A 24,421-nucleotide genomic window follows, 5' to 3' on the forward strand; every position below is an offset into this window, starting at 1 on the left:
CACCAAAAGATTAGCCTAATATCGCTAATGCTCCGTCAAAGTCGGCAATGATATCATCGCTGTCTTCTAGACCGACAGAAACACGAATCAAGCCTTCGGTAATGCCCGCTTTGGCTTTTTGCTCGTCCGTCAATCGACCATGAGTGGTCGTGGCTGGGTGCGTCACCAAGGTTTTGGTATCGCCCAAGTTGCCCGTAATGGAAACCAGTTTAGCAGCATTAATCACCGCCCATGCTGCCTCACGACCGCCGTCTAATTCGAACGACAACAAACCACCAAAATCTTTTTGCTGGCGTTTCGCCAATTCGTGGTATTTATGGCTTGGCAACCCACCGTAGTTTACTTTTTTCACTTTCGGGTGAGATTCCAAGAATTCCGCCAACTTCATCGCGTTTGCAGAATGCGCTTTCATCCGCAACGATAACGTTTCTAAGCCATTCACCAATACCCAGGCATTAAATGGGCTCATGCATGGCCCGGCGCTGCGCATAAAGCCAACAAACTCATCAACAATCTCTTGGCTTGCGATCAAGGCACCACCCAAACTACGACCTTGCCCATCAATGAACTTGGTCGCCGACTGCATCACAATGTCCGCACCCTGTGTCAATGGGTTTTGCAACGCTGGGGTCGCCAACACATTATCAACACACAACAAAGCGCCCTTGCTATGAGCCAATGCGGCCACGCGTTCTACATCCACTACGTCATATAGTGGATTAGACGGCGTTTCAAAAAAGCAAAGCTTGGTATTGCTGTCAATGGCGGCTTCCCACGCTGCGTAATCAGTGGCGTCAACATACACCACGTCGATGCCAAATTTTGTGGTGTATGTGTTGAAAAACTTAATCGTTGAACCGAATACATTCAGCGAACACACCACGCGATCGCCAGCGCTCAATAAGCTGTATGCCATGGTCATTAATGCCGCCATACCAGAGCTTGTTGCAATCGCCGCTTCGCCTTTCTCAAGGTTTGCTAAGCGCTTTTCAAACAACTCAACGGTCGGATTGGTAAACCGTGAATACACATTTCCATCTTCTGCACCAGAAAACTTACTCGCGGCTTCTTCCGCACTGGCGTAAGCAAAGCTTGATGTCATAAAAATGGCTTCGCTGTTTTCTTGCTCTTGTGTCTGACGAACACCTGCATGAATGGCATTTGTTGCGTCTTTGTATTCCGACATTCGTGTCTCTCCAAAATTGCCTTAACTAAAAACAACAAAGCCAGGCGTGTGACCTGGCTTTGTTTCGTAAGTCACTATTGCATTAGTTTGCTACATAGGGTGCATCATGTCACTACTAGCTGCATTTTCAATAGAGTCCTTTTGAGTATCATTTCGCGCATTCTCAAGACGAGCAAGATACGCTTCAGTGATATCCCCAGTAATGTATTTTCCATCGAATACAGACGTATCGAATTCACGTACATCAGAGTGCTTCTCATCAATACAAGCTTCAATCAAATCACCCAAATCTTGGAAAATCAATTTGTCAGCGCCGATTAACTCACAAATTTCATCCACATTGCGATCGTGAGCAATCAACTCAGTAACGGCTGGCATATCAATACCATACACATTCGGGTAACGCACCTCAGGTGCCGCCGAAGCGATGTATACTTTTTTCGCGCCAGCATCACGCGCCATTTCAATAATTTCTTTACTCGTGGTACCACGAACAATCGAGTCATCTACCAATAGCACCGTTTTGTCTTTAAATTCAAACGGCACAGGGTTCAATTTTTGACGAACGGATTTTTTACGAACCGCTTGCCCTGGCATGATAAAAGTACGGCCAATGTAGCGGTTCTTCACCAAGCCTTCACGGAATGGGATATTCAGTGTTTGTGCAATCTGTAGTGCGGCAGTACGGCTGGTATCCGGGATCGGAATGACAACATCAATATCATGATCTTTCCATTCGCGTTGGATCTTCTCTGCCAATCGATCACCCATGTTCATGCGGGCTTTATAAACAGAAATACTGTCGATCACTGTGTCCGGACGAGCAAAATAAACGTACTCAAACAAACAAGGACGAGCCACTTTTTTCGGTGTGCACTGACGCACATGAACCTTATGGTTCACATCAAAGAAAATCGCTTCACCAGGCTGGATATCACGTTCTATTGTGAAACCGCCAGCGTCCAATGCGACGCTTTCAGACGCCACCATGTATTCGATACCATTGTCGGTCTGTTTAGAGCCATAAATTAATGGACGAATACCATCTGGATCACGAAACGCCAAAATACCGTAACCAGTGATCAAAGCGACAACCGCGTAACCACCTTCAATTCGCTTATAGACTCGCTCTAACGCATTGAAAATATCTTCTGGTGTCGGTGTCAGCTTGCCTTCTAAATGAAGTTCATGAGCCAATACATTCAACAACACTTCTGAATCAGACGTCGTGTTCACATGGCGAAGATCAGACTCAAACACTTCTTGCTTAAGCTTTTCAGTGTTGGTCAAGTTGCCATTATGAGCAAGAGAAATACCGTAAGGAGAGTTAACGTAAAAAGGTTGCGCTTCAGCAGAACTCGAGGTACCTGCTGTAGGGTAACGGGCATGCCCAATGCCAATATTACCATGAAGTTTTTTCATGTGACGTGTACGAAACACCTCACTAACCGGACCATTGTCTTTGCGTAAACACAGACGTCCATTATGGCTGGTTACCATTCCTGCTGCATCTTGCCCGCGATGCTGAAGCAAAGTTAATGCATCAAAAATGGCTTGATTGACCATGGATGTGCCTACGACACCAACGATACCACACATGTTCTAGATCCTCGTGTTGGGGAAATTGTGCTTATAAAACACAATAAAGGTTCTTCTTTCGTTGCCAGAGAAGCAACTAATTTCCAAGGGCGCGGTCAATGAGAGACGGATCCACAAGATCCGAACTCTTGCCTAACATTTCACGCGTCCACTCTTTCAAAAGCACTAATTGAGGAATCAATTGTGATGACTTCCAAAGCTCTGTTTTTTCTATTGCTGGGCTTAAGCTCAGCAAAGACACAAAAGCCACAACAATTAAGCCGCCTTTTGCAAAACCAAAAACCATGCCTAGCACTCTGTCTGTGCTAGAAAGGCCGGTTACCTGTATTAAAGAGCCAATCAAATAGCTCGCTAATGCACAAATTATTAAGCTTGCTACAAATAAAGAAACAAATGAAACTATGTAACGGATCTGATCACTTTGAACCTGATCCATCAATAATGCCTGCATGTTATCAGAGAATTTTATCGCCACCACAAAGGCTATAACCCAGGTAAGTAAGGATAGAACCTCTTTAACAAATCCCCTTTTCAAACTCAGTAGAGTAGAAATAATAACGACGGCAATGATCAGCCAGTCCAATGTAGAAATTGAGTTTACAGCGTCCATAACAACCCTATTTAAAGCGCGCGAAGTTTAACAGAAGGTTAAGATAATCCAAATACTACCAAACAAAACTTGTATTAATTCTCAGAAAACTTCACCACGATTCCTTTTAGAGAAAACTTTTTATGGATGTCAGCTTGCACTTTCTCTGAGGTTGGTCGATCCAACTCTGGACCAACGAACACCTTGAACAATGAGTTAGTCGTAATGCTGTAAGCTGGGTAATCGGCTTTTTTCAGCTTATTAACCAAACGCTTGGCATTGTCTTCTTGTGCAAAGGTGGCAATTTGAACCGTCCAGCGGCCGGTAGGTGCCGGTGCTTTGACTGGCTCCTGCTTGACCGGAGGTTTGGCCTTAACCACAGGAGTGGGTGCTGCAACTGGCTTTTTAGCCTCGGAAACAAGCGTAATATCTTGTGCCGACTTGGCATCAGTATTAACCACCTGAGGTGAGGATTCTGGCGTTTGACTGTCGCTGGCGTCCGGCAATTCATCCAATGACTGGGCAGGCGCGATTTTCACCTCCGGAAACACAGGAGGTTTACTCACGACCACTTGCACATCCAATTCAGGCGGACGTTCACCGTCTAGAATCTGTGGCAAAATAATGGCCGCGGCCACAATCAAGATACTGGCACCAATCAATCTATGCGTCATTTTTTTATCTAACATCACGCCTCCTTCTGCTTGGTATGAGCCAAATAATCGGTCACGGTTACAAAAGAACCGAATACCACAACAGGTCGATTCTCTTCTAACGCCTTCCCTGACGCCGCATCAAAAGCATCCGCTACCCTTTTGTATGCTGTGATATGTTTGACATTGTGCTGTTCCAATATGGCCATCAGATCTTGCGCTTTGGCCCCTCTTGGGCCGCCCAAATCCGCTAAATGCCAAGCGGAGAACTTATCAGCAAGAGACACCATAACACTGTTGATGTCTTTGTCTTTTAACATGCCACAAACCGCAATTGGCTTGCTTTCAAAGGCCGCCACCCGCTTCGCCAATTCCGAGGCGGCTTCTGGGTTGTGCGCCACATCAATATAGATAAGAGGAGCATCACTGACTTTTTGAAAACGACCGGTTAGTTGGGCACTGGCAAACAAGTCTTGAAGCGCAGCTTCATCCGGCTCAAGCCCCATATAGCTAAGCACCGCAATCACAGTGGCGGCGTTTTCAATCGGCAAATTAGGCAATGGCAAATGATGATAAGAACACTCATCTCCTGTCCAAGACCATTCCTGCCCAGTCACCTGATAAGAGAAGTGCTCGCCTTTTTGGCGTAAATCAGCGCCTATCATGATCGCCGTCTCAGCCAAGCTACTCGGTGGATTGACCACACCACTTACCAACAGCTTGTCACGACGTGCTATGCCGGTTTTCTCACGCGCAATAACCTCAATCGAGTCGCCTAACCAATCCGTATGGTCCAGCGCAATCGAGGTCACTACCGCGACGTCGGCATCCACCATGTTGACCGAATCCAAGCGCCCACCTAAGCCCACTTCTAACACCCAATAATCAAGGTCTGACTGGGAGAAAATCCACAATGCAGCCAAGGTACTGAATTCAAAATAGGTTAACGGTGTGCTTCCTCGAGCCAATTCAATCGCCTCAAAAGCCTGACAAATAAGTTCATCATTGCAAGGCTCATTGTTCAGAGCAATGCGCTCATTAAAGGCAAGAAAATGGGGAGAGGTATAGGTACCAACTGAGTGGCCTTGGGACGATAGATACTGGGTCAACATAGCGCAAGTAGAGCCCTTGCCGTTGGTTCCCGCTACCGTGATGATTTCGTTTTTCGGTCTAGAGACAGCAAGTTTCTCTAACACTGAACTGCCTCGCGCCAGACCTAATTCGATCTCGGAGGGATGTTGGCTCTCGATGTACGAGAGCCAATTATCTAACGACGTTGGCGTCATTTATTTATGCCGCTCTGTTCGTCAACAATGACAAGATATTAAACAAACGATCACGCATGTCTTCACGTTTGATGATCATGTCAAGCGCGCCTTTTTCCAGCAAGAACTCACTGCGCTGGAAGCCAGCAGGTAATTTTTCACGTACTGTTTGCTCGATAACACGAGGACCAGCAAAACCGATCAACGCATTTGGCTCAGCAACGTTTAGGTCACCCAACATAGCAAGAGAAGCCGATACACCACCAAACACAGGGTCGGTCATCACAGAAATGTAAGGGATGCCTTCTTGTTTCATACGCTCAAGGCCTGCGCTGGTTTTTGCCATCTGCATCAAAGAAATCAACGCTTCTTGCATACGTGCGCCGCCACTTGCGGAGAAACAAATTAGTGGGATGCGTTTTTCAAGGCACACATTAACGGCCTGAATGAAACGTTCACCAACAATCGCTCCCATAGAACCACCAAGGAAACTAAATTCAAACGCCACCGCCACAACAGGCATGCCGTTTAGAGCCCCTTCCATTGCTACCAAGGCGTCTTTTTCGCCAGTGGCTTTTTGAGCTGCCGTAATACGATCTTTGTAGCGTTTCGTGTCTTTGAATTTCAGTTTGTCTTCAGGCTCAAGATGGGCGCCAATTTCAAAACGACCTTCTTTATCCAAGAAAATATCCAGACGACGACGGGCATTCACACGCAAATGGTGGTGACATTTTGGACAAACATCCAAATTTTTCTCTAGCTCAGGGCGATAAAGAACGTTGTCACACTTAGGGCATTTTTTCCATAAACCCTCAGGAACAGAACCTGATCCTCGCTTCGATTCACTACGTACAATCGAAGGTACAAATTTGTCTAACCAGCTACTCATTTATTTCTCCATATCTCTGTTTACGGCTGCCGCTTAGGCGTCCATTTCGTTGCGCATTGGCGCTAAAATGGCTTTCAAAGCGTCAGCGATATATTCTTTTGGCTGATCTTTATTTTCAGCAATGGCGTTAACCAAAACACTACCAACGATGACACCGTCTGCACAGTGACCAACGGCTGCCGCTGTTTTCGCATCACGAATACCAAAACCCACTCCAATTGGAAGGTCCGTAATATCACGCAAAGCATCAACATGCTGCTTAACACTGGCGACATCCAACTCAGCGGTACCAGTCACCCCTTTTACAGATACGTAATACACATACCCAGAAGCCAGATCACAAATTTTCTTCGCTCTCGCTGGTGTCGTTGTTGGTGACAACAAGTAAATTAGGTCAATCTCGTTTTGGCGGAAGCATTCTACTACATCTGTCGCCTCTTCTGGAGTCAGATCGACTAATAAAATACCATCTACACCCGCTTCTTTCGCAGAATTTGCAAAAGCTTGATAACCAAAGAACTCAATTGGGTTCAAATAGCCCATTAACACCACTGGCGTATGGGTATTGTGCTTACGAAATTCCGCAATAATAGCCAATACTTTTCGCACGCTCGTGCCCGCCGCTAAGCTACGCTCACAAGCCAATTGTATCACTGGTCCGTCGGCCATAGGGTCAGAAAATGGCATGCCAATTTCTATAACATCCGCCCCAGCGTCCACTAAACCATTCATTATAGTCACAGTATGCTCTGGCGTTGGGTCGCCCGCCGTAATATATGGAATTAATGCTTTCTTTCCAGATTCAGCAAGTTGTGCGAAACACTGTTTAATTCGGCTCATACTTCAATCCCATCCAATTCAGCCACCGTCATAATGTCTTTGTCGCCTCGACCAGACAGGTTAATCACAACAATTTTGTCTTTTTCCATCGTCGCTGCAAGTTTCATACCGTACGCCACTGCGTGACTGGATTCTAGCGCAGGCATAATGCCTTCAAGACGGGTCAAATCATGGAAACCATCCATCGCTTCGTCATCATTGATGGCAACATACTGCGCACGGCCAATGTCTTTTAACCAAGCGTGCTCTGGACCAACACCTGGGTAATCCAAACCGGCAGAAATAGAATGCGTACCAATAATCTGGCCGTCATCGTCTGCCATCACATAAGTACGGTTTCCATGCAGAACACCAGGACGACCTGCAGACAAAGGCGCGGCATGTCGACCTGTTTCTAGGCCATCACCACCAGCCTCGACACCATACATAGCAACGCCATCATCCCCAATAAAAGGATGAAACATACCTATCGCGTTAGAACCACCACCTACACAGGCCACCACGGCATCCGGTAAACGACCTTCTTGCGCCATGCACTGCTCTTTGGTCTCACGACCAATTACCGCTTGGAAATCACGCACTAATTTAGGGTACGGGTGAGGGCCCGCTGCGGTACCAATAATGTAGAAAGTATCGTCTACATTGCTCACCCAATAACGCATCGCTTCATTCAATGCGTCTTTAAGTGTCTTGGTTCCAGACTCAACCGAAATCACTTCTGCACCCAATAGCTTCATGCGATAAACATTCAGCTTTTGGCGACGAATGTCTTCCGCGCCCATGAATACTTTACAATTTAAGCCAAGACGCGCCGCCACAGTCGCAGAAGCAACACCGTGCTGGCCTGCTCCGGTTTCAGCAATGATGTTTGGCTTACCCATGTGCTTCGCCAACAAGGCTTGACCAATGGTGTTGTTAATCTTATGTGCGCCTGTGTGGTTCAAATCTTCACGTTTAAGATAAATCTTTGCGCCACCCGCTTTCGCCGTTAATCGCTCAGCGAAATACAAGGGAGAAGGACGACCTACATAATGGGCTAAATCCTTATCAAACGCGGCTTGAAATTCCGCGCTCTGGGATAACTCTTCATACATTTTTGTCAAATCATCCAGTGCAGACATTAACGTTTCAGAAACGAAGACTCCACCGTACTGACCAAAACGACCGTGCTCATCAGGCAAGGTTTGATCTATATCTTTATTGCTCACGTTTTGCTCCACTAATAAATTGTTTTACTTTCGCATTATTCTTTAGCCCTTTGGACGCCTCAACACCGCCACTGACGTCAACAGCATAAGGAGCAACTTGCTCAACCGCATGCGCAACATTATCAGGCGTTAAACCACCGGCCAAAATCACCGGCAATGGCAATGCTTCAGGAATCAAAGACCAATTAAATACTTCCCCTGTACCACCAGGCACGCCCGCTTTGTAGGCATCGAGCAAAATCGCCGAGGCGGATGGATAGGATTGTGCGGCCAGCAAGAGGTCATCCCCCTCTTTTACCCGCAAGGCTTTTACATAAGGACGATTATAGGATAAACACTCCGCTTCTGATTCATTCCCGTGAAACTGAATCAACCAACGTGCGTTATTGGCCACAACGCTCTCTATATCCTCTGCTTGAGCATCAACAAAAAGCGCAACAGGCACAACAAAAGGCGGTAGCTGAGCAACAATCTCATTGGCTTTAACAGGATCAATATAGCGCGGACTTTTTGGATAAAAAACAAACCCCAATGCATCAGCACCATAATCACAGGCGGCCAATGCGTCTTCTAGGTTCGTAATTCCGCAGATTTTAACGCGACAAGACATACTCAGGCTCTTCTACATAAGGCAAAAAATGCGGCCCAAGAGGTCGCTGCGGCACATTAAAATGCTCAGGATATTCCGCATCCACAAAGTACAGCCCCGTTGGCGGTGCCGTAATACCCCCTTTGGTTCTGTCCTTAGCTTCTAATACTTCTTTCGCCCAAGAAACCGGTTTTTCACCAGCCCCTATGGTCATCAACACGCCAGCAAAATTTCGGATCATATGATGCAAAAATGCATTGGCTCGAACATCTAACACGACGTATTGACCAAGCTGTTGCACTGAAAAGTTTAAAATCGTTCGTGTTGGGGTATTTGCCTGACAACCAACCGCTCGAAAAGAGCTAAAGTCATGGGTCCCTAGAAAACACGTCGCCGCCGCTTTCATTCGCTCGACGTCTAATGTTTTATAGGTCCAGGTGAGGCCTTTGGATAATAAAGCTGGACGCAGTGCAGATTGATAAATCACGTAACGATAACGACGACTCAAAGCACTAAAGCGCGCATGAAATTCATCATCAACATAACGCGCGGCAACCACGGCAATATCACTAGGAAGGTGGGTATTCACCCCTAATGTCCAAGATCGCTCACTACGCTCTACATCGGTTTCAAAATGCACAACCTGTGCGCTTGCATGAACACCAGAATCGGTTCTTCCAGCGCACACAACACTGACCTTGTGATTGGCAATCACGCTAAGTGCTTTTTCGATATTTTCTTGGACACTGGGTACATCGTATTTTTGCGCTTGCCAGCCCTTATAGGCTGACCCATCGTATTCTACTAACAGGACAACTTTTTTAGTCACTTGGGAACATCCGCTCCATCATACTTTTCGCTTCGGCAATTTGTTTATCATTACCCGTGGATACTACATCCTCAAGTATAACACGCGCACCCTCATCGTCGCCCATATCCATGTAAGCTCGCGCCAAATCCAACTTGGTCGCTATTTCGTCGCCGCTGGCATCAAAAAAGTCGAACTCTTCTTCCTCATCATCAACGTCTGCGCCTTCGGCGGCTTCTGCCTCTCCGAATGAAGGCACATCGATGTCGGCCAAATCGTCTTGGGCTTCGGCTAAGGTTTCTTCAATACTGGATGCCAAAGACTCATCTGGCGTTTTATCAAACAACGCAGACTCATCAACCGCGTCTTGTTCATCATCGTTTAGCAAACTAGAAACAAAAGATTCTTCTTCGCTGAATTCGCCGCCTTCTTCTTCGTCAGCCAACTCAGGCTCAGGTTCTACCGTCGGCACTTCATCGTCAGGAATGGCTTCTAATTCTGGTTCTAGATCGCCAAAGCCACTGTCCAGATCATCGTCTTCCGCCAACTCATCCATTTGCTCATCTAATGATGCAAATGGATCATCCAAGTCATCGTCGATAATCTCTTCTTGACGTTCTTCTGGAAGCTCTTCTTCCGGCAAAGACAAATCTTCTGCGAAGTCGAATATTTCATCGTCCAGATCTTGCTCTTCAACGCTATCGTCCAGTAACGCTTCTTCCGTATCCGATCCATCCAGATCAAAATTGAAAGGATCTTCTTCTGGCATTTCCTCTTGTTCTTCCGATTTCGCAGCAACCACTGACGCACTAGCAGCGGCAGCGGCAACCGCAGCAGGCGCTGCTAAGTCAAATTCGTCTGAAGTAGGTTTAGCCTCGTCTTTCTTTTTCCCTAGGCGGCGCATCAACAAGCCCCCTAAGAAACCAAATAACAGCAACACAACGGCGGCGATAGACACCACAATCGGATTACCAAAAATTTTGTTTTTAAGTGAATTTTCTTCCGCTTGCTCTTTGACTCTGCGAGCTTGATCCGCTTCTAGCAGCTGATCAACAGTGTTCTTTTGCTCCTGCAACGACTGCTGCGCACTGGCAAACTGTTTCTCAAGTTCTGCCATTTGCTTATCTTTCAACGCAATCAGTTTTTGCAAGGTCTCTAATTGCTTATTAAGATCACCAAGCTGACTTGAGAGGTCTTCTTTTTCACGTTTTTCTTTATCCAGCATTTCTTCAGCAGCGGACAACTTAGTGTTTAAATTCGCAACACTTTGACCGTTACCCGCATTCGAACTCGCACTGCCTTCAGGCAATAGACTTTGCCCAGATGACAGGGTCAATTTATCGGAATCTGATACCGGTGACTGAGAAGCGCCTTTGGCTTTCGCCTGCGTGTTCATTTGCGCGCGTTCTATTTTTGATTTGTTCGCCGCAACACCCTTCAGCGCCATCCATGCTCTATGCTGACGATTAAATTCTTTTTGCGAAAGGGATTTATTAAACAGAGCGATCTGCTGCTCCGTCGGCAAGCGAAGAACAACCCCTTCTTTAAGCAAATTGATATTATCTGAGTAGAACGCATTTTTGTTCAATGCTTGAATGGCCATCATGGTTTGATAAATATTCAAGCTATTTGAACGCTGATTTTTATCCGCAATCGACCATAAGGTATTGCCTCTCGTGGTAAAAATATTACCCCGTGATGGCATCTGCTCAGCGCTGGAGGCGGCATCACGAAAGACCGTATTCGAAGAGGCTTGCTGAGAAGGAAGCTTAGCTGAACGCACTAACTCTTTTTGGGCTTTATCAACCAAAGCGGATTGATTGAGCGGCGCTTGATACTCACGCACCACCTGTCCGCTAGGCCAGCGAGCCGCCAAGACGAAGTGCAGTTCTTTTTCTTTAATGGGCTGTGCGGACGTCACCGCAATGACCAGACCTTTGCCGTTATTCGCTCGTTGCACATTGAATTTGAGCAATGACAAATCGGCAGCTGGCGCAAAACCGGCCTGACGGAACTCACCTTCACTGCCCAAGCGAACCAAAATATCTTCAGGCGTCAAAACGCCATAATCAGAGAGCGCAATCTGCCCTCGAAAAGGCTCATCCAGATTTGATTGAGAAGTTAATTCACCCAGCTCCAATGCGTAACCGCTCGACACATAAAATGCCCCCGTAACGGCCAGACTAATGAGGGTTTTTCTGAGCATAATATTCCCTTCTTGTTCAAAAATGGCGATAAATACTAATCTAAGTATCTTACACGACTCGCTATTTATCAATAGCTTTAGAATCAATGGTTTGTCTTATAATATAAGATTCGAATAATCGTCTAAATAGTCTACAATTTTACCCTTTAAATGCGAATAAAGTCCTCTCGATAGAGAAACCCTTGTACATAATCCACACCCATCAATGTCGCAAACGCCAAATCCTGGTCCGTTTCCACGCCTTCTAAAATCACACTTTTGCCCGTGGCGTGAGCAAAATCAATTATCTTAGAGACAAACACCATATAGCGTTTATCATCTTGCATTTTAAGCACATGCTTATCAAGTTTAATCCATTCCACCAATTGCATAACAGAAACCGATAACATGGATCTAGGGTTACACAAATCGTCTAATGCTGTACCTATCCCCAAATTACTAAAGGTCTCTATCATCGACAAACTCATCAAGGCATCGTTAATCTCAGAGTTCTCAATTAACTCCACCACAACCCGCCCTTTTCCGACTTGCTGAATCGCCCCTAGAATTGGATTATCCAGCACTTCACCACCACAGGCATAAAAGGCATCTTGATCCAAATTAACAAACACCTGATGATTTTTGGGCATGTGCTCTAGCTGCAAACACTTTTGCGCGCATTCCACCTGATACAAGGACAATGGATTATCATGCAAAGAAGAATAAACAAGATCTGGACGTATTGCCTTTCCCGTCACATCATAAAATCGAGAAAGCGCCTCGTAAGCCACCACTTCATTTGTTTTCAACTTAACAATAGGCTGATACTCCACCCCAAATCGTTGATGCTCAATCAAATCCAACAACACACCATTCAACAAGTGAGGCACTCAATTCTTCCTTTTTTAGAAAATAGACAAAACAAAAGAAGATAATAGTTCTCATTAACAAAAAAATAAAGCACAAAAAAAAGCCCCGCATGAGCGAGGCTTCTTTTGTATCAATGACTTAGGCGATGATTACATCATTCCGCCCATGCCACCCATACCGCCCATGCCACCCATATCAGGCATAGCAGGAGCATCATCTTTTGGAGAATCAGCAATCATTGCTTCTGTTGTGATCATAAGACCAGCAACAGAGGCCGCTGCTTGAAGCGCCGAACGAGTTACTTTCGCTGGGTCAAGAATACCCATCTCTAGCATATCGCCGTATTCACCAGTGGCTGCGTTGTAACCGTAGTTACCTTCACCTTGTTTCACTTTGTCTACTACCACAGAAGCTTCTGCTCCAGCGTTAGTCACGATTTGGCGCATTGGCGCTTCCATCGCACGCAAAGCAAGCGCGATGCCTACGTTTTGGTCTTCGTTATCACCTTTAAGGTCAACTACTTTTGTTAGTGCGCGAACCAAAGCAACACCACCACCAGCAACAACACCTTCTTCAACCGCAGCGCGAGTCGCGTGAAGCGCATCGTCTACACGTGCTTTTTTCTCTTTCATTGCCAATTCAGTGGCCGCACCGATTTTGATCACTGCAACACCGCCTGCCAATTTAGCAACACGCTCTTGAAGTTTCTCTTTATCGTAGTCAGAAGAAGAGTTAGCGATTTCTGCGCGAATTTGCTCAACACGACTAGTAATGTTTGCTGCAACACCAGCGCCATCAACAATCGTTGTGCTTTCTTTTGTCAAAGTAACGCGCTTCGCGGTACCAAGCTGCTCAATCGTTGCTTCTTCAAGTTTGATACCAACTTCTTCAGAAATAACAACAGAGCCAGTTAGAATCGCGATGTCTTCTAGCATTGCCTTACGACGATCACCGAAACCAGGCGCTTTAGCAGCAGCCACTTTAACGATGCCGCGCATCGTGTTAACAACCAAAGTTGCCAACGCTTCGCCTTCAACATCTTCAGCAATGATCAACAATGGACGTGATGCTTTAGCAACACCTTCCAAAATTGGCAACAAATCGCGGATGTTAGAGATTTTCTTATCAACCAATAGGATGAATGGGTTTTCTAATTCCGCACTCATTGTTTCTTGGTTATTGATGAAGTAAGGAGATAGGTAACCGCGGTCAAACTGCATACCTTCTACTACCGCTAGCTCATCTTCAAAGCCAGAACCTTCTTCTACTGTAATAACGCCTTCTTTACCAACGCGCTCCATTGCTTCAGCAATGATTTTACCAACAGAAGAATCAGAGTTAGCAGAAATAGTACCTACCTGCTCTACCGCACGAGTGTCTTTACAAGGCGTAGAAAGCGCTGCGATTTCTTTCACAACGGCATTCGCAGCTTGATCGATACCACGCTTAAGATCCATAGGGTTACGACCCGCAGCAACCGCTCTTAGACCTTCTGTAATGAAAGACTGAGCAAGTACTGTGGCCGTTGTTGTTCCGTCACCAGCAACATCATTGGCTTGAGAAGCAACTTCTTTCACCATTTGAGCGCCCATGTTTTCGAACTTGTTTTCCAGTTCAATTTCTTTCGCAACAGTCACACCGTCTTTAGTTACAAGAGGTGCTCCGAAAGATTTTTCAATAACGACGTTACGGCCTTTAGGACCTAATGTTACTTTCACTGCGTCTGCAAGAACGTTTACACCTTTCAGCATTTGCTGACGAGCGCCATCTCCAAATTTAACTTCTTTAGCTGCCATTTTCTTATACCTTAACTGTTGTAAGTGTTATGAATCGTAATAGAACTGTGGGACGAATTAGGCTTCAATAACGCCGTAAATTTCGTCTTCTTTCATGATAAGCAGTTCTTCACCTTCGATTTTAACGGTTTGACCGGAGTACTGGCCAAACAACACGGTGTCACCCACTTTAACGGCCAAAGCTTGCACATCGCCATTTGATTGAATACGGCCAGTGCCAACAGCTAAAACCTCGCCTTGAGTAGGCTTTTCTGTAGCAGATCCTGGTAAAACAATACCAGATGCAGTTGTTGTTTCTTCTTCTTTACGTCGAACAACGACACGATCGTGCAAAGGACGAATATTCATTGATCAATCTCTCCAATTAAAAAACAATACCAGGACTCCCCTGGCAGGACTACACTCACCTACTAAGGCAAGTAACTATATCGAACTCTTATATACGGCTAACAAAAAGCATTTCAACCCTTAACCGTAATTATTTTTTATCAATTAAATCATGGTCATCTTTCGATTCTCTGGAATACTCACCATCAAATACATCCCCTCTTTTCTCGGAGTATTGACCGCCTTGAGTTCCCCATTGACCACCGCGCTTCATCATAGAAGCAATAAAATTCACCACTAAGCCTGCGGCCACTAATTTACGCACTGGCGGAATCAACAATAACCCACCAATCGCGTCAGTCATAAAGCCAGGAATCAAAAGACACAAGCCAGCAAAAAGCAACATAATGCCTTCTGCTACTTCAGAAGCGGGTAATTCGCCGCGGCGCATTTTTTCTTGCGCCTTCATAGAAGTCTCTAAACCTTGCTTACGAATCAAGGTCACCCCTAGAATAGCTGTCAGGAAAACCAACCCAATGGTTGGTAAGGCGCCAATGCTACCCCCCACTTTAATCAAGAGTGTTAACTCAATGACTGGAATTAGAATAAAAAGTAACAGCGCAAATCTCATATTTACCTTCTTTATATTAAGTTCAATTACGTATCTGAGGGCGAAGCGGTGACTAATCAAGCAATAGACAACTTTAAATCACAAGTCTTTTTAATTTTAAACAACGTCCCTCGTGGGGAATGCATTGCTTATGGGGAATTAGCCGCGCTAGCCGGTTTCCCAAATCACGCCAGACAGGTGGGCGCCATAATGAAAAACCTACCTAAAGACACAAACTTACCATGGCATCGCGTGGTTAACGCTCAAAAAAGAATCAGCTTCCCTGAAAACACAGAAGGCTATTTAAGACAAAAAGAGAAATTAGAGCAGGAAGGCTGGGTAATTATCGGCACTAAACTTGCCATGAAGACAGACTAACACAAAAACCAAGAGGACCAGGCGAAAAACACCACACCCAAAAAGAGAAATAGAATGCCAAACTCATCCGTTTGGCATTGGTACCAGAAGCGACGAAGAACTAGTCTCGAAAGTTAGTAAATTGCACTGGCTGATTCAAATCTGCGCCACGCAACAACGCCATAACCTGCTGCAGATCATCACGCTTTTTACCGGTCACACGCAATTGCTCACCTTGGATCTGCGCCTGAACCTTGATTTTGCTTTCTTTGATCATTTTAACAATGCGCTTTGCTTCGTCGGTCTCAAGACCTTCTTTCATTTTCACATCTTGAGCGACTTTCATATTGCCTTTTACAATATCGCCTTTCTCCATACTCTTTAGATCAATACCGCGCGCCACTAACTTTTGGTTCAAAATATCAGAAAGCTGACGCAATTGAACTTCCGCCTCTGCGTGCATAACAACGCTGGATTTATCTTTCACTTCAAAACTTGCTTTTACCCCTTTGAAATCATACCGTGTGGTAATTTCTCTGTTTGCTTGGTCAACGGCATTGGTCACTTCGTGCCAGTCCAGTTCGGAAACAACGTCAAATGATGGCATTTTTATGCTCCTTTGCATGTTCAATGATTGATTTGGGCGCGATAATAACAGGGATTGAAATAAAATACCTAATGGAACTCCTACTATGAAAACCACACCTTGGCTTGTTGTCGGTGCCGGCGCCATTGGTCTGCTCTGGACTTGCAAACTTAAAAAGCTCGGCTTCAATGTCCATTTAGTTTATCGAAAAGAAGATCCCAGCAATACACTCACCCTAGATGAGTCACTGGCAGGCGCAGAAGACGCCCCCACATTGTCCGAATACAAAATCAAACGCTTCAAGGCCTCCCAGCTAAAAACCACTTACGACAAAGTGCTGTTTTGCACCAAAGCCTACGACCTAGTAGACGCTTACCAGTCGGTCGCACAACACATAAGCGACACCGCCGACATCGCCTGCCTTTGTAATGGCCTTGGGGTTCAAGACCGCTTGCAACAGAGCATCAAGCCAACACAAACTTTGTGGGCTGGCACAACCAGCGAAGGCGCCTTAAAAATCGCACCGAACAAGGTCAAACACACAGGACTTGGCGACACCTATTTTGGCCCATGGCGCCCTGAAGACACAGACAAAACATTTCCCATCCCCGATCTAACCGTCGCCAACATCCACCAAAGACTGATCGAGAAATTGGCAGTAAACGCCATTATCAATCCGATCACCGCCATTTACGGCATCCAAAACGGCGACATTTTGCACAGCGACTACGAGACTCTGTTTAAAACAGCCACCGCTGAGCTGGCCGCTTTTTTCACCCAATCTGACTTTTCATTGCTTGAATACAGCAAACACCTCAACACTGACAATCTCATCAATCGTATTTCGACCGTTGCCCAACTGACACGTTTAAATCGCTCCTCCATGCACGAAGACTTACGATTAAAAAGACAAACTGAAAACGAATTTATTTCTGGTTATCTGGTTGAACAAAGCAATAACGCCTTGCCCATTCAAGCCGCTCTCTACCAAGCCATCGCACAACCCGAACAGCGTGAAGAAATCAAAAAAAAGCTACTAAACACCGTTTAGTAGCTTTTTAAAAAACGCTGGACGTGCATTTGATGCGCCCTCAATAAGCAGCACATCAAATACAGAAAGACGTTAGATCTTGCTGATTTTTTCTTTTGTCAGCGTGATTTTCTTGTCTTTATAAAGGGCACCCAAGGCTTTCTTATAGGTCGCTTTACTCACCTTGAAGACCGCATAAATGGCTTCTGGAGACGCCTTATCGGTTAATGGCGACTCACCGTTGTGCGCGTCTAGATAGTCCAAAATATCATCCAAAATATTTCGTACTTTCTTATAGCCAACTTCTTGAAGACTTAAATCGATTTTACCATCTTCGCGAATTCGCTTGATAAACCCGGTGGTTTTTTCGCCCTTACGAAGCTGTCTAAAGGCATCTTCGAAAAACAACACGCCCCAAAAGCGATTATCAATCACACATTTAAAGCCGATATTGGTTTTGTCACCAATGATAATATTCACTTTTTCGCCGACTTTATACGGTGCTTCTTCGCGATTCAGCAAAGCATCCACTCGCGTCGTCGCCACGATACGGTTGGTAATATTATCTAGATAGATGAAAAGTAAATGCGTTTCACCCTCTTCCACTCGATTCTTTTGCTGACTAAAAGGCACCAATAAATCTTTCGGCAACCCCCAATCAAAAAAGGCACCCACCTGATTCACGGCAATCGCCGTTAACGCAGCAAATTCGCCCACTTGTGCTTTTGGAAGCTCCGTTGTCGCGATCAGCTTGTCATCTGAATCTAAATAAACAAACACTTCTACGTCCTGACCCACTTGAAGGTCTTTAGGAACGTATCGTTTAGGCAATAAAACCTCACCTAATTCATCGGCGTCTAGATAAACACCAAACTCTTTTTCTTTTACGACTCTTAATGTATTTAAGCGCCCAATTTGTGTAGCCATGAAGTCTCCGGCATTAAGTTTTTACGCATTATAGCCAATCATTATCAAGCCCAAACTAATCGTCTGATACCTGCATACTGTTGGATAATATTTTTTCCAATTTCTCTTTTCCCATCTCTTCCATCACATCTATATTGCGCTCTGGAATGGCGTCGGTATCACCATAAAACTCAATGGCTTTTTCGACACTTGCCTCACGCAACAAATGCAACATAGGATAAGGAGAGCGATTGGTGTAATTTGAAACATCTTCCGGCTCAGTGCCAGAAAAACAGTAATTTGGATGAAAGGTCGCCAATTGATACACGCCCTCACACTCTTGTTCCAACATGATATTTTCCGCTAGATCCACAAAATCTAAATAACGATAAAAATCACTAAACAAGGTCGGAAACACAAGAATCGTGGTTTCCGTTTCTGGGTGCTCATCCAACCAATGCACCTCAGACATTAATTCTTCCAGCGCCACTTGCGACTTTTTAGAGCGCACAACGACAAATCGAACGCTTTCTCGCTCCATTTCACGCTTCGCGAAAGGGCAAACATTTAAGCCTACAATAAAATCATTCACCCACTTAATGGTTTGGGTGGTTACCAGCTCATCTGACAAATGCATGATTATCTTCTTCCTATGGTTTTGCCATTTTAGAGCAAAGCACCTAACGGGTCTAACTTAACTCGCCATGAAATAAGGTTTCGATTTCGAAACCCTATAAAACAAGGTATTATTTAAGATATGCAGCCCATTACACGAGTACTTTACCGGTAATGAGAACGAAAACATTCACTTGCTGCTCCTTTTTCCTCGCAACAGAGAGTTTACATGTCATTTGCTGAACTAGATCTTGATGTCACAATAGAGCAAGCCATCATGGATATGGGGTTTGATACCCCCACCCCAATACAAGAACAAGCCATCCCTATTGCTTTAGACGGATCAGACTTGCTGGCGACAGCGCCAACCGGCACAGGCAAGACAATTGCCTTTTGCGCCCCAGCGATTCAACACATCCTTGACCGAGATGAGCAATCTACTACCGCACCGAAAGTGATGATCCTAGCGCCAAGCCGCGAGCTTGCACGCCAAATATACAATGTCGTTGTGCAACTAACGGCACACACCAGAATTGAGTCTCAGCTGATCATTGGTGGCATTCCTTACGGCATGCAACAGCAACAATTAAGCGAAAACTGCGACATTTTGGTTGCCACCCCAGGTCGTTTGGTGGAGCTAGACGAAAAACAATGGTTGGATTTAAGCGATGTGTCCTATTTTGTCATTGACGAAGCAGACCGCATGCTGGACATGGGCTTTTCAAGCGCCATCAACCACCTAGCCAAACAAATCCCCAACGAACATCAAACATTGATGTTCTCCGCCACACTGGAAGGCGAAAAAATGGGACGATTTGCCAATGCCCTATTAAACGACGAAACACAACAACTTCGTCTTGGCGAATCCTCACGCTCCGTGCCTAGCCAAATTCGCCAGGTGGCCTACCGAGTGGACGATGAAGACCACAAAGAAGCCATTCTGAAGCACTTATTAATGCTGGATCGAGTGCAACAAGCCGTGGTGTTTGTCTCCAACCGCGAGCACGTTGACGTCTGGGTGCAACGCATTCGTAAAATGGGCCTAATGTGTGACGGTCTACACGGCGAAATGAAACAAGGCGACCGCAGCGAACACTTGAAACAAATGGTTCGTGGCCGCTTACAAGTGTTGGTAGCCACCGACGTTGCGTCTCGCGGCATCGACCTTCCTGAAATAAATACCGTAATTAACTTACGCTTGCCGCGAAAAGCAGACTCTTATGTTCACCGAGCAGGCCGAGCATCTCGCGAAGGCGAACCTGGCGACTGCATTTCACTTATCGACATCAACGATTTGCCGATGATCGAAAAAATTCAGCGTTTTATGCAAGCCAACATTAAATTTGGTCGCATCGAAGGACTGGAAGCGAAAACCAAGGCACGCTCACCAAGCAATCGCCCAAGAAAGAAAAAAGCACCGTCTAAAACCAGAGCAAAAAAATAGCAACACCCACTTGGCCAGCAAACACGACCAAGCACGCTCAAACGACGGACACAAAAAAGGGCTTTTTGAAAAAAGCCCTTTTTTTTACACCTCACGCTTCGGCCGGTGCACCAGCCATCAGCGCGCTTTATTCATCGTCAAACACAAGCGTATGCTGCTTACGAGCCGCTTTGGTGTGTAGATAGGAGCGATTATGCTGGTTGACATGCACTTTGGTTGGCACCAATTCCGCCACTTCAATACCATGTTCCTTCAACTGCTTTGCTTTATCAGGATTGTTGGTTAACAAACGAATTTTCGTCACACCCAATGACTTCAGCATTTCTGCGGCCACGCCAAAGTCACGACCGTCTTCTGGTAAATGCAGCATTTCATTCGCTTGGTAGGTGTCATAGCCTTTATCTTGCAGGGCGTACGCGTCTAACTTAGCGTACAAACCAATGCCGCGTCCTTCTTGGCGCAAATAAAGAATGTAACCGCCTTCTTCATTAATACGGTCTATGGCCTCATCAAGCTGCTCACCACAATCACAACGCCCAGAGCCAAAGACATCCCCAGTCAAACATTCAGAATGCAATCGCACCAAAGGCACTTCGTTTTGAGCCTTTGCGTTTTTTCCCTCACAGAAAATACCAATGTGCTCTTTACCTGATTCATCTCCATTAAAAGAAATAAAATCAGCCATTACGTCGCCCGCTCTTACAGGAATTGTCACTCGACGTTTAACCGTTAACTGACCCATTGTCTCTATACTCTCTTTGTAAAATAATGCTTTATATGCGTGCATTATAAGTACTTTTCAACATACAAACTAAGGAAAACTAGATTAAATGATCTAAAGGTAAAGAAGTGCCGTCTTTGACACTGCGCAATAGAAAACTCGACTGCACTCCTGTCACCCCAGGAATCCGCGTTAACTGACCCAACAAAAAGTCATGGTATTTCTCCATATCCTCCACCACCACCTCTAGTAAATAGTCACAATTTTGCCCCGTTACCAGGTTACAGTTTCGAACTTCGGGAAAACCATTCACTTCCTCTTCAAACACGCCAAAGCGGTCTGGTGTGTGTCGATCCATGCTAATCTGCAAAAAAGCCGTTAACTTCAACCCCAAACTTGAGCGCTTTAATAAGGTAACCTTACGATCTATGATGCCACTTTCTTCTAACGCTTTTACTCTTCTCAAACAAGGCGATGGAGACAATCCCACCCGATCCGCCAACTCCTGATTAGTAAGACCAGAATCTTGCTGAATCTCCTTCAATATACTCAAATCAATCTTGTCAAACTTCATAAAACCACCATTTTTGTCCGATTTATCCAAATACTAGCAATATACTGCCAAACAATATGTGATTTTTATTAAAAAACGCAATCTTTTACCCCAAGTTTTTCGTTACTATAGAAACATAGAAAAGCGCCTATTCGAGAAGCGCATAACACACAGGGGTTTACCGACCCTCAACCAGCAAGGACCTACATCATGACGTCTTTTGACCACACTAAGTACACGCCATTCAAACCAGTGGCGATTCAAAACCGCACTTGGCCTGACCAAGAAATCACTAAAGCACCTATTTGGTCTAGTGTTGACCTGCGCGATGGCAACCAAGCACTGGTTGAGCCAATGACTGTGGAACAAAAGAAACAATTCTTCGCCCTACTGGTTGATGTTGGCTTTAAAGAAATCGAAGTGGGCTTTCCTGCCGCCTCCCAATTGGATTTTGATTTTGTACGCTGGTTAATCGAAGAAGACCAAGTGCCTGACGATGTCTACATTCAAGTATTGACCCAAGCACGCCCAGAATTGATTGAACGTACTTACGAATCCTTGAAAGGCGCCAAAAAAGCCATCGTTCACGTTTACAACTCCACCTCGACCACTCAGCGTGAGCAAGTGTTCCGTATGGACATGGCCGGCATCAAAAAAATCGCAGTAGATGGTGCCCAGTGCGTCAAAGACCACGCCGCGAAACACCCTGAAACAGAATGGGTATTTCAATATTCACCAGAGAGTTTTACCGGCACAGAAATCGATTACGCCATTGAAGTCGTCGACGCGGTTGCTGATGTATGGCAACCAACACCTGACAACAAAATCATCATTAACTTGCCTGCTACTGTCGAGGTGTCCACACCTAACCGTTACGCAGATCAGATTGAATACTTCTGCCGCAACGTGAAAAAACGCGACAGCATGATAGTCAGCCTACACACTCACAATGACCGAGGTTGTGGCGTTGCCGCTGCAGAACTAGGCGTGATGGCGGGTGCAGACCGCATTGAAGGCACCTTGCTAGGCAATGGCGAAAGAACAGGCAACATGGACATCGTAACTATGGCGATGAACATTTACAGCCAAGGTATTGATCCAGAGTTGGCACTAGGCGATATGGACCGCATCATAAGTGTGGTTCAAGCCTGCACCTTACTACAAGTTCACCCGCGCCACCCTTACGCAGGCGAATTGGTGTTTACTGCTTTCTCTGGCTCTCACCAAGATGCCATTAAAAAATGTTTGGCCAATCAGACTGACGACAAACCTTGGGATGTGGCTTACTTGCCAATCGACCCTCGCGACGTGGGCCGCAGCTACCAAGAAGTGATTCGTGTAAACAGCCAATCAGGAAAAGGCGGCATCGCTTACACTCTTGAGCAAGAATACGGCTTGGCATTGCCTCGCTGGTTGCAAGTAGAATTCAGCCCTATCGTGCAGCAATTTGCTGAAAAAGATGGCGGCGTTGTCAACGCTGAATCCATGAAGGATCTGTTCGAAAGCAGCTTCGTAACGGGCACCAGCCCTTACAAACTTGGCCGTTATGACCTTGCAAAAGAAGAGGAAGACACCGTTCGCGCAGAATTGCTTAGCGACAGCGGCAGCGTGAAAATCAGCGGATCTGGCAATGGCGCCTTGTCTGCCTTCAGTGAAGCACTAGGCAATCACTTTAATATGCGAGTGGATATCATCCAGTATCAAGAGCACGCATTGACTGTTGGCAGTGACTCTCAAGCCATCGCCTACGTTCAAGCCAATATTAATGGTGATCGCTTTAACGGCGTGGCAATAGATAACGACATTGTGTCTGCCTCTATTCAAGCCTTGCTTGCTACAGTGAACCAGAAGACACTTCAAACCCAAAACGCGGCGGTTGCTTAATAAAGCAACGCACGTGTCGACATAAAAAAACCGCTTCCATGTGAAGCGGTTTTTTGTTTTAAAGAGCCGTTTTTTTAACTAATAGCGACTTATTTAATTAATGGCTGCATGGCTGGCTCACAACGAGAAAGATCAAATCCTTTGCCAGCCACCAAGGTTTTGAGGTCGTTATAATTTGCCCCTTGGGCAGTATTTAATAGTACCCACAACACAGAAGAACGGGTACCTGTACGGCAAAATGCCAAGGTTTTTTTCTCACCCGCCAATGCGGCGACCTGAGCGTCCACTTCGGATTCACTCAAGGTCTTCAAATCAACCGGGTTATGAACATACTCAAGCCCCAATTCCGCAGCGGCTTTTTCCAATTCAATAGACAAGGGCTGATCATCCACCTCATGATCTGGGCGATTATTGATAATGCTCTCAAAGCCTAGCGCTTTTAGCTGAAGCAGATCTGCAACCGCAATTTGTGGCGCGACAAAATAATTACTCGCCAATGGGATTGGGTTATCCATCGTTATTCTCCTTCGTGTGTGATGTGATTAAGATCGGTACAATACTTTTATCAGATGAAAACCAAACTGAGTTTTGATGGGTCCCTGCACTTTCAACAAAGGGCCACTAAAAACCGCCTTATCAAACGCCGCAACCATATCGCCTTTACGAAACTCCCCAAGGTCCCCACCTTTTTTACCTGACGGGCAAGTAGAAAACTGCTTAGCCAGCTTATAAAAATCCGCACCTTTATCCAGCTTTCCTTTAATGGATTCTGCTTCTGCTTTGGTTTTTACCAAAATATGACATGCACTTGCTGTCGCCACCCTTCTCTCCAACTCAAATATTGATCAAACTCGCATTCTAACGTATTTGATGTGATAGGATGAGATTTTACACCAAATAAGGCGACTAGG

At 45.5% G+C, this 24,421-nt stretch carries 26 protein-coding genes; 4 read left to right on the plus strand and 22 right to left on the minus strand.

Going from position 1 to position 24,421, the window contains the following annotated elements:
• Positions 1–10: 10 nt before the first annotated feature.
• The 15 genes from ACIGBN_RS11325 to ACIGBN_RS11395 all read right to left on the minus strand — a co-directional run bounded on the left by ACIGBN_RS11325 (position 11) and on the right by ACIGBN_RS11395 (position 15,435).
• The gene (locus ACIGBN_RS11325) at positions 11–1,186 is read right to left on the minus strand and encodes an O-succinylhomoserine sulfhydrylase (protein ID WP_396665499.1); all 1,176 of its coding nucleotides are present in this window, start codon (positions 1,184–1,186) and stop codon (positions 11–13) included.
• A gap of 90 nt (positions 1,187–1,276) precedes the next feature.
• Complete coding sequence (gene purF / locus ACIGBN_RS11330) at positions 1,277–2,785, minus strand: amidophosphoribosyltransferase (protein ID WP_133003736.1); 1,509 nt, start codon at positions 2,783–2,785, stop codon at positions 1,277–1,279.
• 76 nt (positions 2,786–2,861) lie between these two features.
• Positions 2,862–3,395, minus strand: a complete 534-nt coding sequence (locus ACIGBN_RS11335; RefSeq protein ID WP_396665502.1) for a CvpA family protein — start codon at positions 3,393–3,395, stop codon at positions 2,862–2,864.
• Between the two features lie 74 nt (positions 3,396–3,469).
• Complete coding sequence (locus tag ACIGBN_RS11340) at positions 3,470–4,063, minus strand: SPOR domain-containing protein (RefSeq protein ID WP_396665504.1); 594 nt, start codon at positions 4,061–4,063, stop codon at positions 3,470–3,472.
• Complete coding sequence (folC, locus tag ACIGBN_RS11345) at positions 4,063–5,313, minus strand: bifunctional tetrahydrofolate synthase/dihydrofolate synthase (protein ID WP_396665506.1); 1,251 nt, start codon at positions 5,311–5,313, stop codon at positions 4,063–4,065. The genes ACIGBN_RS11340 and folC overlap by 1 nt, the downstream gene beginning before the upstream one ends.
• A 4-nt stretch (positions 5,314–5,317) precedes the next feature.
• Positions 5,318–6,181, minus strand: a complete 864-nt coding sequence (gene accD, locus ACIGBN_RS11350; protein WP_133003740.1) for an acetyl-CoA carboxylase, carboxyltransferase subunit beta — start codon at positions 6,179–6,181, stop codon at positions 5,318–5,320.
• A gap of 33 nt (positions 6,182–6,214) precedes the next feature.
• A complete protein-coding gene (gene trpA, locus ACIGBN_RS11355; RefSeq protein ID WP_133003741.1) occupies positions 6,215–7,021 on the minus strand; it encodes a tryptophan synthase subunit alpha in 807 nt (268 codons plus the stop codon).
• The gene (trpB, locus tag ACIGBN_RS11360; RefSeq protein ID WP_133003742.1) at positions 7,018–8,229 is read right to left on the minus strand and encodes a tryptophan synthase subunit beta; all 1,212 of its coding nucleotides are present in this window, start codon (positions 8,227–8,229) and stop codon (positions 7,018–7,020) included. The genes trpA and trpB overlap by 4 nt, the downstream gene beginning before the upstream one ends.
• Positions 8,219–8,839, minus strand: coding sequence for a phosphoribosylanthranilate isomerase (locus ACIGBN_RS11365; protein WP_396665509.1), 621 nt, complete (start codon positions 8,837–8,839; stop codon positions 8,219–8,221). The genes trpB and ACIGBN_RS11365 overlap by 11 nt, the downstream gene beginning before the upstream one ends.
• The gene (truA, locus tag ACIGBN_RS11370) at positions 8,823–9,647 is read right to left on the minus strand and encodes a tRNA pseudouridine(38-40) synthase TruA (protein ID WP_133003744.1); all 825 of its coding nucleotides are present in this window, start codon (positions 9,645–9,647) and stop codon (positions 8,823–8,825) included. Before truA ends, ACIGBN_RS11365 begins: the two co-directional genes overlap by 17 nt.
• Positions 9,640–11,832, minus strand: coding sequence for a FimV/HubP family polar landmark protein (locus ACIGBN_RS11375; protein WP_396665512.1), 2,193 nt, complete (start codon positions 11,830–11,832; stop codon positions 9,640–9,642). The genes truA and ACIGBN_RS11375 overlap by 8 nt, the downstream gene beginning before the upstream one ends.
• Positions 11,833–11,978: 146 nt before the next feature.
• Entirely contained in the window at positions 11,979–12,701 is a 723-nt protein-coding gene (locus ACIGBN_RS11380; RefSeq protein WP_396665514.1) for an EAL domain-containing protein, read from the minus strand.
• Positions 12,702–12,830: 129 nt separating this feature from the next.
• Positions 12,831–14,477, minus strand: a complete 1,647-nt coding sequence (gene groL, locus ACIGBN_RS11385) for a chaperonin GroEL (protein WP_133003747.1) — start codon at positions 14,475–14,477, stop codon at positions 12,831–12,833.
• 57 nt (positions 14,478–14,534) lie between these two features.
• Entirely contained in the window at positions 14,535–14,825 is a 291-nt protein-coding gene (locus tag ACIGBN_RS11390) for a co-chaperone GroES (RefSeq protein ID WP_133003748.1), read from the minus strand.
• A 130-nt stretch (positions 14,826–14,955) separates the two neighbouring features.
• On the minus strand, positions 14,956–15,435 hold the full coding sequence (locus ACIGBN_RS11395; protein ID WP_133003749.1) for an FxsA family protein: 480 nt from the start codon (positions 15,433–15,435) through the stop codon (positions 14,956–14,958).
• Between the two features lie 48 nt (positions 15,436–15,483).
• Between ACIGBN_RS11395 and ACIGBN_RS11400 the strand changes: the two genes are divergently transcribed.
• Positions 15,484–15,792, plus strand: coding sequence for an MGMT family protein (locus tag ACIGBN_RS11400; protein ID WP_133003750.1), 309 nt, complete (start codon positions 15,484–15,486; stop codon positions 15,790–15,792).
• Between the two features lie 100 nt (positions 15,793–15,892).
• Here ACIGBN_RS11400 and ACIGBN_RS11405 read toward each other — a convergent pair whose 3' ends face one another.
• Positions 15,893–16,378, minus strand: coding sequence for a YajQ family cyclic di-GMP-binding protein (locus ACIGBN_RS11405; RefSeq protein ID WP_133003751.1), 486 nt, complete (start codon positions 16,376–16,378; stop codon positions 15,893–15,895).
• Between the two features lie 85 nt (positions 16,379–16,463).
• Here ACIGBN_RS11405 and ACIGBN_RS11410 point away from each other — a divergent pair, with 85 nt between their 5' ends.
• Complete coding sequence (locus tag ACIGBN_RS11410) at positions 16,464–17,408, plus strand: ketopantoate reductase family protein (protein WP_396665517.1); 945 nt, start codon at positions 16,464–16,466, stop codon at positions 17,406–17,408.
• A 72-nt stretch (positions 17,409–17,480) separates the two neighbouring features.
• Here the strand turns inward: ACIGBN_RS11410 and ACIGBN_RS11415 are convergent, their stop codons facing one another.
• A complete protein-coding gene (locus ACIGBN_RS11415; RefSeq protein WP_133003753.1) occupies positions 17,481–18,314 on the minus strand; it encodes a S1 RNA-binding domain-containing protein in 834 nt (277 codons plus the stop codon).
• Positions 18,315–18,369: 55 nt separating this feature from the next.
• Positions 18,370–18,930 (minus strand): DUF1415 domain-containing protein, encoded by a 561-nt coding sequence (locus ACIGBN_RS11420; protein ID WP_341566821.1) that lies wholly within the window; start codon positions 18,928–18,930, stop codon positions 18,370–18,372.
• Positions 18,931–19,137: 207 nt separating this feature from the next.
• Here ACIGBN_RS11420 and ACIGBN_RS11425 point away from each other — a divergent pair, with 207 nt between their 5' ends.
• Complete coding sequence (locus ACIGBN_RS11425) at positions 19,138–20,352, plus strand: DEAD/DEAH box helicase (RefSeq protein ID WP_133003755.1); 1,215 nt, start codon at positions 19,138–19,140, stop codon at positions 20,350–20,352.
• 127 nt (positions 20,353–20,479) lie between these two features.
• Here the strand turns inward: ACIGBN_RS11425 and ribA are convergent, their stop codons facing one another.
• Both ribA and ACIGBN_RS11435 read right to left on the minus strand, forming a co-directional pair.
• The gene (gene ribA / locus ACIGBN_RS11430) at positions 20,480–21,094 is read right to left on the minus strand and encodes a GTP cyclohydrolase II (protein WP_133003756.1); all 615 of its coding nucleotides are present in this window, start codon (positions 21,092–21,094) and stop codon (positions 20,480–20,482) included.
• A 79-nt stretch (positions 21,095–21,173) separates the two neighbouring features.
• Positions 21,174–21,647, minus strand: a complete 474-nt coding sequence (locus ACIGBN_RS11435) for an Lrp/AsnC family transcriptional regulator (protein WP_133003757.1) — start codon at positions 21,645–21,647, stop codon at positions 21,174–21,176.
• Positions 21,648–21,836: 189 nt separating this feature from the next.
• On the opposite strand from ACIGBN_RS11435, the gene leuA reads away from it, so the two are divergent.
• Entirely contained in the window at positions 21,837–23,510 is a 1,674-nt protein-coding gene (leuA, locus tag ACIGBN_RS11440) for a 2-isopropylmalate synthase (protein ID WP_133003758.1), read from the plus strand.
• A gap of 89 nt (positions 23,511–23,599) precedes the next feature.
• Here the strand turns inward: leuA and ACIGBN_RS11445 are convergent, their stop codons facing one another.
• Complete coding sequence (locus ACIGBN_RS11445; RefSeq protein WP_133003759.1) at positions 23,600–24,025, minus strand: TIGR01244 family sulfur transferase; 426 nt, start codon at positions 24,023–24,025, stop codon at positions 23,600–23,602.
• A 27-nt stretch (positions 24,026–24,052) separates the two neighbouring features.
• Positions 24,053–24,331 (minus strand): peptidylprolyl isomerase PpiC, encoded by a 279-nt coding sequence (gene ppiC, locus ACIGBN_RS11450; RefSeq protein WP_133003760.1) that lies wholly within the window; start codon positions 24,329–24,331, stop codon positions 24,053–24,055.
• Positions 24,332–24,421: the final 90 nt, after the last annotated feature.

Origin of the sequence: Marinomonas sp. NPDC078689, assembly GCF_044542435.1 — a bacterium.
In the GTDB taxonomy this organism is placed as follows: domain Bacteria; phylum Pseudomonadota; class Gammaproteobacteria; order Pseudomonadales; family Marinomonadaceae; genus Marinomonas; species Marinomonas arenicola.